This window comes from Flammeovirga sp. AWQ4_249 (assembly GCF_056161045.1).
The window spans coordinates 18003-31541 of sequence record NZ_JBSWYJ010000041.1 but is presented as its reverse complement, the minus strand read 5'-3'; the positions used below and the strand labels follow the sequence as shown (position 1 = coordinate 31541).

At 33.6% G+C, this 13539-nt stretch carries 5 protein-coding genes; all 5 read right to left on the bottom strand.

Going from position 1 to position 13539, the window contains the following annotated elements:
* Positions 1–6: 6 nt before the first annotated feature.
* Entirely contained in the window at positions 7–1410 is a 1404-nt protein-coding gene (locus tag ACXAHM_RS21200; RefSeq protein ID WP_474964469.1) for a sulfatase, read from the bottom strand.
* A 177-nt stretch (positions 1411–1587) separates the two neighbouring features.
* Positions 1588–3258: a RagB/SusD family nutrient uptake outer membrane protein gene (locus ACXAHM_RS21195; protein WP_474964465.1), complete on the bottom strand. Its 1671-nt coding sequence runs from the start codon at positions 3256–3258 to the stop codon at positions 1588–1590.
* A 35-nt stretch (positions 3259–3293) separates the two neighbouring features.
* A complete protein-coding gene (locus tag ACXAHM_RS21190) occupies positions 3294–6446 on the bottom strand; it encodes a SusC/RagA family TonB-linked outer membrane protein (protein WP_474964461.1) in 3153 nt (1050 codons plus the stop codon).
* Between the two features lie 146 nt (positions 6447–6592).
* Positions 6593–8491 carry a hypothetical protein gene (locus ACXAHM_RS21185; protein WP_474964459.1) on the bottom strand — a complete coding sequence of 633 codons (1899 nt, stop codon included), beginning with the start codon at positions 8489–8491 and terminating at the stop codon, positions 6593–6595.
* 873 nt (positions 8492–9364) lie between these two features.
* On the bottom strand, positions 9365–13432 hold the full coding sequence (locus tag ACXAHM_RS21180; protein WP_474964456.1) for a hybrid sensor histidine kinase/response regulator transcription factor: 4068 nt from the start codon (positions 13430–13432) through the stop codon (positions 9365–9367).
* Positions 13433–13539 lie beyond the last annotated feature (107 nt).

Here is a 13539-nt window from a genome sequence, read left to right as displayed (position 1 = left end):
GTTTGCTTATTTTACTTTTTTAGGTCTATATTCCTTTCTGTGGACACCTTCAACACTCCAATCGTTGACATAATCATGAATCATTGGAGCTTCTGTTTTGGGAAGGTATTGTGCTAATTCTTCTTTCACTGCTTTAAATTCCTCCTTATCAGATAAGTTTTTGAATTCATTGTCATCGTTGTTATGCGCATACAATTCCTCTGATCCATCAAAATATCTAATATAGCGGTATTGTTTACTTCTCACCGCGTAGTTTCCTTTTCCCCAACTTGTTACAACAGGATAGTCAAATACTTCTTTGGTTTTCTTTGTTGAAAGAACAGGTAATAAACTTTGACCATCTACATATTCAGGTGTTTCAATACCTGAATAATCTGCAATTGTTTTATAGATATTGATTAATGAAACAGCTTCATCAACCTCTTCTGCTGTCTTTGCTCTAGGATCATAAATAATAAAAGGAACTTTTGTTGCTCTCTCCCAAAGGGTAAATTTCTTGAAGCTTTTCTTTTCTCCTAAGTGATAACCATGATCAGACCAAACAATAACAACTGTATTATCTGCGTATTCACTTTCTTCCAAAGCAGTAAGTACTCTTCCAATATTGTAATCTGCCCAAGAAATGCACGCAAGGTAAGCTTTTCTTACTTCGTTCCAAGCATTTGCATTTGTAATTTTTTTATCGTCACCTGCTTTTCGAAGACTTTTACCAACTTGTGGAATATCATTTAAATCATTTGCTGGAATTTCTGGAGGTGTAATTTCATCAGGAAGAGCATCAAAAAATCTTTTAGGTGCATCAAATGGCAAGTGAGGTTTTACTATACCTACGGCTAAAAAGAACGGTTCTTCGTGTTTTTGTTTTAAAAATTCCACTCCATAAGAAGCAACTTTATAATCTACATTTTGTTCTTCAGGTTGTATTGTAGGGCGAAAAGACATTTTCTTACTTTTTCCTTGTTGATATCCTTCACCTGGTGCAAATTCTCTTTTCGTTGATCCTTCTACTTTCACCATGAAATCAGTCCATTCCATTGGGTCTCCTTTTCTTCCATGATGAATTTTTCCTGCACCATATGTGATGTAACCATTCTCTTTTAACAATTGAGGAATCGTAACATATTTATTTTTTAATTGCTCATGCACACCCTCATCATAAAAAGGATATAACCCAGAATTATATGGCTCTATACCATATAAAAGTGCATTTCTACTTGGTGAACAACCTGGTGCTGAACAATGTGCATTAGTAAAATTTGTTCCTTTATCAGCTAGTTTATCAAGGTTTGGTGTACTAGTTTGAGGATGCCCTCCAAGGAAACCTGTCCAATCATTCATATCATCAATAGCGATGAATAAAAAATTGACCTTTTCTTTTTTCTTTTGTGCATGAAGAGAAGTGCTCATCATGAATAAGCTGCTCGTTAAGACTGCTATTAGCCATTTTGTAGTTATCACACGCATCATCATTCCCAATTTGTTATTTTAAATATGAATTAACGATTAAAAAATTACACTTCCTTATTCTAGTGTAAAAGAAAAGGGAATGCTTTTAGGGCATTCCCTTTTCTTAAATCTATCTCTAGATTACCAGTTATCTTTTTGTCTTAATGAAGTATTTACATTAATCTCTTGTAAAGGATAAGGTAATTCTAAGTGTTTCGCTGGATCAAAATTATTGATTGCTCTTGAGATACCAGGAATTGTCCAGAAGTTAGGATCATAGTTAGGGTGCTCTTTCATTGTTTGATCTAAGAAAGATAACTTTTCACCTAATTTTTCCCAACGAATTAGATCATACTTACGAAGACCTTCGAAAGCAAATTCTCTAAAACGCTCATCTACTATCTCTTCAAAGAATAAATCTGAAGAAGTAATTGTTGCTGGGTTAGAAACTTCTATTGCCTCTAAACCTGCTCTTTGCCTTACTTGATTCAAACAAGCAATTGCTTCCGCTGTTGGGCTTCCATTCACTGCATTTGCAGCTTCAGCATACATCAATAATACATCAGAGTAACGTAAAATTGGGAAGTTAATTGGAGATTGGTTTCTTTCAACAAGACTTTCGTTTGTCAAAAGTACGTAGTCTTCAATTGGGTTGTTTTGATCTACATCATCCCAATTTGCCGGTTCCCATCTTCTAAATTTACCAGGAGTATATTGTGGTGCAAATATATTTGAAACACGTACTACTTTTTGTTGTTTATTGTATTGAATACCAGGAATATTCCAATCTCTTCGTTTATCAGTACCTTCATACATTACATCAAAAACTGGAGAAACTTGCACTGATCTGTGGTTAGTACCCGGGTGACCCACTTCTCTGTATTCAAATGCTAAGCCGTTACGGTTACCAATAAATGACATACCTGGCATACCAATCGCCAAGTTGTTTTTATAAGAGATTTCATATAATGATTCTTTCAAATCGTATGAACCACCGATGTAATCTAAGAACAATTCTCTATATCCTAATGAATCATCAGAAGATGTTCTTAATTCATGCCATGCATCCTGATAGATAATTTCATCTAAGTGAACTAACGCACTATCATAGTATTGCGTAGCTTTCATCGGATACGTAGCCATTTTTAAATAAGCACGAGAAAGTAATCCTTCTGCAGCCATTTTATTTGGTCTACCAGGAATGTAGTTTGCATCCTTCGAATGTGGAAGGTGTTCTGCTGCAAATTTAAAATCTTCTTCGATTTGAGCATACACCTCTTCCAAAGAAGAGGCAGCTTTTAGATTATCAGCTTGAACTGTAGTTGGAGTAGTTCTTAGCGGTACTTCATTCCAATAAGAAGCTAGGATTTGGTAAGAAAAAGCTCTTACAAAACGTGCCTCTGCAATAAAATGATTATACTGTGCTTCACTGATTGCTTCTTTATCTAAATAAGCAATTAAAGAGTTCGCATTGTTGATCGCATCATAAAGTGCTTTCCAAGAGTTTTCAATAGCTAATGAGTTGGCTACATAAGTATTTGTAGAAACTGGCCAATTATCATCCCAACCTCTTGAATAATACCCTTCATCTGTACCATAAACCATTGCCATAGATAAGTTCTCACCAAAAGCATTACCAGATGCAAGTGTAGACAACATACCGTTGATAGCAATTTCAGCATTCGCTGGAGTATTATAGTAATTATCTGTAGTCCACTGAGATTTTGGATCTACTTCCAAAAAACTTGAGCATGCAGAAGTCAATCCAATGAGTGCCGCTGTGCCTAATTTTATAAATAATTTCTTTGTCATTGTAATATCTTATTAAAGTTTACCTTTAAGTCTTCTTAGAAAATTAGATTTATGCTACCCATGTACGTTCTTGACGGTGGGTATGCTGAGTAATCTAAATTTGGTGTAATTGTGTTACCTGCAACACCTACTTCTGGATCAACACCTGAGTAATTTGTCCAAGTGTATAAGTTTTGACCAGATACTGATAAAGTCATCCCTTTGATGCTTAATCTTTCTAAAAGAGGTTTAGGTAATCTGTAGCTTAAAGTAACTGTCTTTAATCTTAAGTAAGAACCATTTTCGATAATCTCACTATGGATTTGGTTACCAACTCTTGGAGCACCAAGTACACCTGCATAAGTTGATGTATGGTTAGTAGTGTTTGTGTTATATGGAGTCCACATATCAGCTACACCAGGGAAAGTGTTGAATGCTTGTTGTCCCCATGCTTTGTTCATTTCAACTGCGTTACCGTTCATTACATCAAATCCATATGCCCATTGGAACATTACATTTAAGCTAAATCCTTTGTAAGCAAAGTTGTTTGTGAAACCACCAAAATGTTTTGGAATTGGATTACCAATGATTACACGATCTTCTTCGTTGATGATACCATCACCATTTTGGTCTACGAATTTCACACCACCTGGAGCAATTTCTGAATTACCATTACTCGCTACACCATCTTTTAACTCATACGATTGTGTATTGTTGTTCCAGTTAAAATCGCTGTGTTGGTAAAGGCCGTCAAACTGTAATCCGTACATCATACCTACAGACTCACCTACTCTAGTGATATAGTTATCTTCTTGGAATCTACCTCTTGAAAAGAATTCATTTTCACCTTGGTTCAACTTGATAACTTTGTTCTCATTGAATGAGATGTTAAAGTTAGTTGACCATTTGAATGACCCTTTGTGGATATTTACAGTGTTTAAAGAGAATTCAATACCTCTGTTTTGTACCTCACCAACGTTTTGTGTTACTCTTGTGAAACCAGTACTTGTCGCCATTGATGCGTTAAGTAATAGGTCAGTTGTATTCTTTTGGTAAGCATCAAAAGTAGCTTCTACTCTGTTTTCAAATAAACCAATATCTAAACCTACGTTTACTTGGCTAGTAGTTTCCCATCTTAAATCTGGCACAGCCATGTTTGTTTGTTTCGAACCAGGGTAGAACTCTTCTGGAGAACCGTAATTATACGCTGTCCATTTATCGATTCCGATTGTATTGAAAGCTGCGAAGTCGCCGATTCTGTTGTTACCAGTAACACCCCAACCACCTCTAAATTTCATATTCGAGATTACTTCAACACCTTTTAAGAACTCTTCATCACTTACTCTCCAAGCTGCTGCTAAAGATGGGAAGTAACCCCACTTGTTACCGTCTTGGAATTTAGATGAACCATCTGCACGGAAGTTAGCCGTTAATAAGTACTTGTCTTTGAAACCATACGTTAATCTACCGAAGTATGATAACATTGTGTTACCTGTCCAGTTTGAAGTGGCAATAGTAGCAGTCGTTGCGATACCTAAGTTGTTGTTACCAAAATCATCTACTGGTAAGTTACCATTTGAGAATGAATTGATAGTTCTGTCATAATACGAACCTTCAGCACCTGCCATTGCTGTTACACTATGGTTTTTGAATTTATTCTTATACGTAAGCGTATTTGAAGACGTGATGTTATTTGTATAAGAGTTGTTGATTCTACCTTGAATGGCATAAGCAGAGTTTTGACCTGCTCTTGTATCCTCACCATAGAAGAAAGATTGTTCTTGGATATTACCTTGATAATTACCACTTAATCTTAATGTTAATTTATCTGTGAACTTGTAGATAAATGCTGCATTTGTTCTGAATACATTTTGCACATTATCTACTTCAGTACCTTCTAAGTTTCTTTTCGGAGGGAACATTGTAGAATAATCTGTATCTGGATCAGTTGGATCGTATCCTCCTAAGTAAAAACCATCTTCTGTTAATGGATCAGCAGGCCTGAAACGAACGGCATCTCTTACGATACTTGACCATTGGTTTTCTCTTAATGTTGGACCAGTTCTTACGTTGTATGAGTGTAATAAACCTAAAGTGAACTTAGCTTTCTTAGATACTTCGTGTTGGATTCTTAAGTTGTTATTGATTTTCTTAAATCCTGAAGTAATCAAAGTACCTTGTTGATCAGTATAGTTTCCTGAATAGTAGATATTTGTTTTTTGATTACCACCACTTACTGATAAGTTATACTTTTGAATTGGAGCATCTCTGTAGATAGAATCTTGCCAATCGTGTATTTTACCATGTATATCATTTCTATAATATTCTGGATCTAACCAACTATCGTAAAAACCAGTGATTGATTCACGTGTATCATCATTTAACTCCCATCCTTGTCTTGCCCAATGTTGGTTTTCTCTGTATTTAACGTAATCGTATGGAGATAATACTGTTAAATAATCTAAGGGTTGAGACATACCATATGAAGCATTTAAAGTCACTTTTGTTTGTCCCTTGTTGTTACCATTTTTAGTAGTAATTACAACTACACCATTTGCACCTCTTGAACCATAAATTGCTGTTGCAGAGGCATCTTTTAAGATGTTAAACTCTTTGATATCCTGGGTATTAATTGTTGCAGGGTCAAAATCTGTTAATGGAATACCATCAATTACATATAAAGGTTGGTTACTACCTGTGATCGAGTTACCACCACGAATGGTAATGTTTAGTGGTGAACCTGGAGTACCTTCTGTAGAAGTTACCATTACACCCGCTACTCTACCCATTAATGCTTCATCATAATTTGCAGTAGCAGTTTGAGCTAAATCATCTGCATCAACTGAAGAAATTGAACCCGTAAGGTCTTTCTTTTTCGTAGTACCATAACCAATTACCATTACTTCGTCTAATTGGTTAAGCTCTTCTTTCATTAATACATTGATCACACTCTTTCCTTTTACAGGAATAGTTTGTGTTTCCATACCAATAAAAGAGAATTCTAGTACATCATCTTTTACAAGATCAGTTAGGGTAAATTTACCGTCAATGTCAGAAATAGTACCTTTGGAAGTACCTTGGATTCTAACGTTTACACCTGGAAGAGGCTCGCCTTCAAAATCTGATATTGTACCTGTAATCGTGATTTGAGCACTCGCCACGACTGGTAATAATATCAAGAAGAATAGACTTAATATATAGTTTTTCATTATTTCTTAATTTTCTTTGGTTAGATTAACACAAGATGGAGTGGTTAGGATAGGGTATTATACCCTATCCAATTGGTATTGTATCAAGTAACAATAAGTCACACCTTATACTCTATTCATCATTGTGTTTATTAATTTCTATAAGCTTATTTTTCTATAGCTTTATAGTTTACATCTGAGATCAAGAATTGACCAGTACAATTATGGAAATCGACTAAAGTTCCATTTATATCTGTTCCCACTTCTAGTGTTTCTTCAATCGTAGTTTTGTATCTAAACGCTAGAGTAAAATTCTTTTGACCTTTATAGTCGTTAAGATCTAACTCATATCTAACCCACTTTTGATATGTATCTGTACCAGGTCCTGGTTTTGGAGTACCATTCATTTCGTCTCCAGAACCTAGAATTTTGTAAGTAAGCATATCATTTACTTGAGTCCATTCAGAAGAATTAGCTCCAGTGTAATCATCAGTAATATAGACTTCTAAATTAGCTGCAACACTACCATCTTCTAATAAGATAGTTCTGTCATTTTTCATCCAGAATACTGCTTTCACATCATAACCATCTGAATTATATTCTGATAGATTTTGAGCATCCATCACCATCCAAGAGTCATGAAGGCCACTTCTACCAGGACCATAAGCATAGTTATGAATATTTACACCATGTTGACCACCTTTAGGAACACTAGCAGGTCTTTCAGCATCTGCAGTTGTTGTTGCATCTGGTAAGAAATTAGTTTTTGATTTCCAGAACAATCCATTACCAACACCATCTTTAACGACTGTAACTTTCTTATAATTATTACCTGCATTATTTCCTACATTCACCATTGTAGGGTAGAAGAAGTGGAATGTAGAAGGTAGAAGCGATTGAGGAGTTCGTGATAAAACTACTTTAATATCACCTACATACTCTCTCTCATCGTAGCTAATTAAACTTGTAATTTTAATTGTTGGCATTAGTTCCAGTACATCCTCAGTAAGAACATAACCTTCTTTTATCGAAATCTCACCAGTTCTATCATCAATCACCAACTTGTCAGTTTCTGTAACTAACTCATAAGCTAAACTAGGATTACTTTTCGATACATCCGGTGAATTTGTTTTAGCTCCACCTACTCCTTCTACTAAGTTTTGAGCAAATGGAATATAAATTAATGATGGAGGTAATAATTCTCCCGCATTCAATACTAGAGGCTCATCAGAAATAACAATTTGTAATTTAGAGGCATCTGCTGCAAAATCAACAACTTCCTCAGTTCTATTACTAATTACTCTAATTGATGGAGCAATAGCCATATTTCTAGTAATATTAAAACCTGCTGCCAATGAGATTTCACCGGTAGCTTCATCAATAACTAATGTATCAGCACCATTTAATAATTCAAATCTTACATCATAAGTTGGCACCTCTTTACTAAATGTAAGCGTAGGAGCTACTGTTTTAGAATCAGCTTGACCAACTACTAAGTTTTGTTGTACTGGATCAAATGCAATACCTGTAGGTAAAAGAGGCATTACATTAAGATAGAAGGCATCTTCAAATACTTGAGCATTCTCATCTCCATCTGTTACTGGAGTAACTGATAATGTAAAGTAGTAATCACCTTCACCAAACATATTATCCTCAGCAATTGTAATTTGACCCGCTTTATTTGGGTTGGCTACTGGAATATTATGATATGTTGTATCACCTTCTTCTATTTCTTCTACAACAATTGTATCCATAAATGCACTAGCAATAGTCACATAATCTAGATACTCTTCTGGTAATACACCCTCCGCTTCGCTTCTAACGCTAACAACGTCAAAAACGCAAGGAATTCCATCAGAATCCATCGTTGGAACGGCAGTGGTAATTGCGCTATATGCTCTCGCATTGACTATACTTGGGTAGCTTAAGTTGGTTACCGTAACATTATCGGGTAAGCTTGACGTTTCCATAAAGGAAGTTCTTTCACAAGAAGTCATCAGGATAAAAGATATAAGAAATATCTTCCAAAAAGTAATTTTCATTTTATCCATAGTTAATAAATTCATTTTATTTCATTGTAAACTTCAGAGGAGCGATAATAGCTCATGTTTAAAAAATTCTAGTTCACTTTTCTAAGTGTAATTCGTTTCATTTTAGATAGATAAGTGTGCTTTATCAATTTGTTGTTTCAATTTTGTTTCTTTTGCAATGAAGAGATTTTAAAAAATATATGTCTTTAAAACTGTCGGTCTCTCCTTATCACATATTTTATGTATACAATATTAAGTTGGACATATTTTGAAACATCACACATACTCTTTTAAAAAGGACAATTTTTAGATTTGTGTATTTTTTACAATTTTTAGTCAGTTTAATGCTAATTTTTAACATTAGTTTATATTTCAAAAAACCTTGAAAACTGCCCTTTTTGAGTAAATAGTCACAACAACCAATCGAAACAAAGGATAATAAAAGAGAAGACACCAATCACTAAAAATGACCAAATGGCTTTTTCTTTTATGCTATTCCTTCGAATTGTTTTCTTCATAAAATCAACTATTAAAGGTTTTACAAATGGTTTCTTTATTATTCCATTCCAGTGAAATTAGATTTCAACTGAAATCAAAGTCTCTATCACTTTGAATAATTTCTAAAATAAATTTACCATTTAATCAATCCTTTAGCGTGTGTTATATTCCGAAAAACTAACATTTAATCTAACGTTGAATAAGCGACATTTTTGATCAGTTTTCTACTAGTTTTTTTTTCTTCATTTTTATGCATAGCAGTCGTTTTTAGTTAAAAAAAATTGAGTATTTAAAAAAATCCAGAGTAGCTCTGAATAAATAGATTCTTATATAGTATTCTTGATTAAGAAAATGCAGAAAGCAAAATAAAGTACGTTAAATCAATTAACGTACTTTATTGTATTACAATCTTTATACTTGAGGCATTGTCGCCTCACTTGTTTGATGTTTTGTAAACTGTTTTGGCGAAATCCCGAACATATCTTTAAAACTTCTTGAGAAATACGATCGATGTGTAAATCCAACCATATACATTACATCAGTAACATTATATTCTCCTGATTTCAAGAGTTGTTCTGCTTTTTTCAAACGAACAGTTCTTATTAATTCATTGACGGTCATACCTGTCATGGATTTCACCTTTCTATATAGATTTGTTTGGCCCATACCGATACATTCACCCAAAGCTTTTACATTGAACTCAGAGTTGTCAATATTCTTTTCAATTTCAGCAATGATTTCATTTAAGAATTTCTGTTCGAATGTAGGCATTTTATCCTCTTCTTCTTTCGAACCGAAATCTCTCTTTATTTTTTCGTTCAGTTTTACTCTTTGGTTGATAATATTCTGAACTCTAACTCTTAAATATTCTACATTGAATGGTTTAGAAATGTAATCATCGGCTCCCTTTTCAATGCCTTCCATCTTGTTTTCCATTCCTCCTTTAGCCGTTAGAATGATCACAGGAATATGATTGGTGAGAATATTTCCTTTTAGTTTATTACATAATTCTACACCATTCATCTCAGGCATCATCCAATCCGAAATAATTAAATCAGGCATTTGCTTCTTCGCTTTATCCCATCCTTCTTTACCATTTTTCGCCGTAATCACCTGATAATCTGATTCAAAACAATGTACCAAGAAACTCAGCATATCTGTATCATCCTCAATGATCAGTAGTTTAGCTTTTGTATTTACTTCTGCTTCTTCACTTTCAATGCTTTCTTCTTCCGTAGCATTTTCAATATTTTCTTCCTCAATAACTTCATCCTCAATCACCTCTTCTTCTTCAGCATTTGTCACTTCCATTGGAAGATAGACGATAAATTCAGTTCCTTCTCCTTCCACACTTTTCAAGTCGATCCAGCCATTATGCATTTTTACATAATCATTGACCAATGAAAGACCAATTCCTGTTCCTTGTTGACCGATAAAGTTTTCAATTTTTACATTGACAAAACGTTCAAATATTTGATCTTGTACTTCTTTAGAAATACCAATTCCTGAATCTTTAACACTGATTCTTTGACAATTTTGTTCAGGAAATTCATTATCAGGATGTTTCGCCATTACCTGATCTAACTTTACTCTGATTTCACCATTATCAGGTGTATATTTTAATGCATTCGTAATCAAGTTATAGATGACTTTTTCCATTTTCTCAAAGTCGAATAGGAAATTAGATTCCTTTTGACCTGTATAGAAATTCAAGTTGATACTTCTTTGTAAAGCAGCATCCATAAAATCATGAACAATATTACGCGTCAACTTGATCATATCATTACTACTCAAGGCTAATTTTTCTGCTCCTTGATCTAGTTTTCTAAGATCTAACACTTGATTTACTAAGCGAGATAAACGTTTGGTATTTCGCGTAATAATCTCTAATAATTTTTGTTTTTGACGATCATCCTCTATGACTTTCAATTCCTCTAATGGACTAGTTATCAATGTTAAAGGAGTTCGCAATTCGTGAGAAACGTTCGTAAAAAACTTCAATTTCATTTGATGCACTTCATCGTCCTGTTCACGTTTTATTTTTTCTAATTCAAATTGATTTTGGAAATGAATATTTGAAACGGTTACTCTATGGGCAATATAAAAAACGACACATAAGATAATAAAATAGCTAACTTTCGCCCACCAAGTAGCCCAAATAGGAGGAGTAATTGTAATGGCTAACACCGTCACGCTATCGTCGATCACTTTCCCAAAACTATCCGTCACTTTTACTTTGAAGACATATTCTCCTGGCTTTACTTTATTATAAGAAACAAAATTTCTATTCCCTTCTAAAACTTTCCATTGATCTTCTAACCCTTCCAATTTAGCATAGTATTGCAATGCATTGTCCTTTCTAAAATCTAAAGTAGAGAAGTTGATTGTAAAACTATTTTCTTCCGGTCCTAATTCTAATTTTTTGATCTCATCAAAAGGCTTATCAATGATTACTTTACCGTTTACTTTCCTGCCCTTCTTTACTTTTTTATTTGAAATTTCTAGACTAGTCAATGTGACATTAGATAGCTGAGCTTCTAATGTCACCTCATTGGGATTGAAAGTCAAAAAGGCATTTTCCCCACCTAAATAAATATTATTTTCATTTGTAGCAATAGAATAATGTTTATAATTTTCAATGCCTGTTAGTTCAGAAGAATAAATTTTCTCTGTTTTAGTTTCTAAATCATATTGAAATAAACGTATAGAAGTCGTGTACCATAACTGATTATTTATGGCTGCAAAATTACGTATTGCAGATTTTGCTGATTTTATTAATGTATACTTTTTTGTGGGTATATGATATTGGTAAATGTGTTTACCAATAGCAATCCAAGCGTTATCCTTATCTATAAAATCAATAGAATTAACAAAATAATATTCACTATTTTCAGGTCTTTTAATATGTTCAATTGACCCCGTCTCAAGATTAAAATAATCTAAACCATTACCGCTCAACACCCAAAGATTGTCTTCATTATTAAAAAGAACATCTCTAATGTAATTTCCTGAAATAGAGTTCTTATTGTTTTCATCATGCTTAAATAACTTAAAGCTCAATTTGTGATTTCCTTCTTGGTTTACTTTGTATAAACCACGCATACTTCCTAACCAAATATCTCCTGAAAGACTCATCGAAAGGCTAGATAAATAGTTGGTTTTTAAGGCATCCGGATCTTTCCAATCGGCAGTGTAAGCATGAATTTTTGTTGTTTTTCCATCAATAACATTCAATCCTCCAGGAGTAGCTACCCAAATATTTCCTGCTTTATCAATGAGAACATCTTTAACATCACTGTGAAGAATCTGTGGCGTTTTATAGTATGTATAACTATCTGTTTTTTTCGTATACTTAATTAAACCTTGTTTTGTTGTCGCAAACCATACATTCCCATTATGATCAAAAGCAAAGTTTGTGATGGTTGTTCCCATTTTCATCAATTTTTTTGAACCTGGAACTTTGTTAACCATCAAATTATGATTGGCTCTACTGATAAAATCAACTCCATTACTTGTCCCAAGCCAAATTCTATCTTTACAATCTTTGTAGAAAGTATGCACAATGTCATCTGATATAGAAAAGTGATTCGTGTAGCTTGAATAGAATCGGTTGATCTTATTGGTCTTTGGGTTATAAATATTTAAACCATTACCAGTTCCTACCCATATTTCTTCATCGCTCACTTTTAATAACGATTTCACCACCTCATTGGTTAAAGAATTTTTATTTGTAGTACTATGGTGAATTTTCTTGAAAGTGTGATCAATAGTATTGAAAATAGCCAATCCTGTTTCTGTTCCTATTAATAGAATATCATCATTATCATCTTGAAGAGGTATAATGTCTAGAATCAGGTTATTCTTCTTATTGATTTCGTTTTTATCTTGTAATCTAAAGTTGGTAAACTTCCCTTTTTCTCTATCAAAATAGTTTAAGTTATCGTGTGTACCAATCCACAGGTTTTGTTTTTTATCCTCATAAATAACTCTTACAATATCACTTGAAAGTCCTTTATCTAATCCTTGAACCTTTTGATAATGCTTAACTTTTCTTGTTTTCTGATCAATAATAAATAGACCCTTACTTGATCCTAAAACAATCTCTCCTCTACTTGTTTTGGCTACATTATGTGTTGTGTGCCTTTCGATAGGCAACTTTACTTTAGAAATTTTTTCGGAATGAATATCATAAGTATACAAACCGTCATAGGCAGCTATCCATAAAAGACCGTCTTTAGTAGATAAAATTTTATGAATACTTTTATCATCTTTCTTCTTGTAATTATAGCCATCATAGCGATACAATCCTCTCGTAGTTCCTAACCAAAGGTACCCTTTTGCATCTTCCACAATCGTTTTTACGGATTTAGAACTGATGTTATTTGGTAGGTTAAGATGAGAAAACTCTAAATGCTGTTCGACGGCAAAAGAGGTAAAAGTAAAAAAAGTAAGTAGTAAAAAAAGTAAAGTTCCTTTCATTTCGTCAGATAATTAGTGGTTGAGTAATACGAAGATAGTTGAGCAAGAGTTTAATATTTGTTGTAAAAACGTCAGTTTAAAAAATCAACTACGTATGTATTACACTT

Coding starts and splice junctions, on each gene's coding strand:
- ACXAHM_RS21200 (WP_474964469.1), bottom strand. CDS start 1,410: ATGATGAGCACTTCTCTTCATGCACAAAAGAAAAAAGAAAAGGTCAAT.
- ACXAHM_RS21195 (WP_474964465.1), bottom strand. CDS start 3,258: ATGACAAAGAAATTATTTATAAAATTAGGCACAGCGGCACTCATTGGA.
- ACXAHM_RS21190 (WP_474964461.1), bottom strand. CDS start 6,446: ATGAAAAACTATATATTAAGTCTATTCTTCTTGATATTATTACCAGTC.
- ACXAHM_RS21185 (WP_474964459.1), bottom strand. CDS start 8,491: ATGAATTTATTAACTATGGATAAAATGAAAATTACTTTTTGGAAGATA.
- ACXAHM_RS21180 (WP_474964456.1), bottom strand. CDS start 13,432: ATGAAAGGAACTTTACTTTTTTTACTACTTACTTTTTTTACTTTTACC.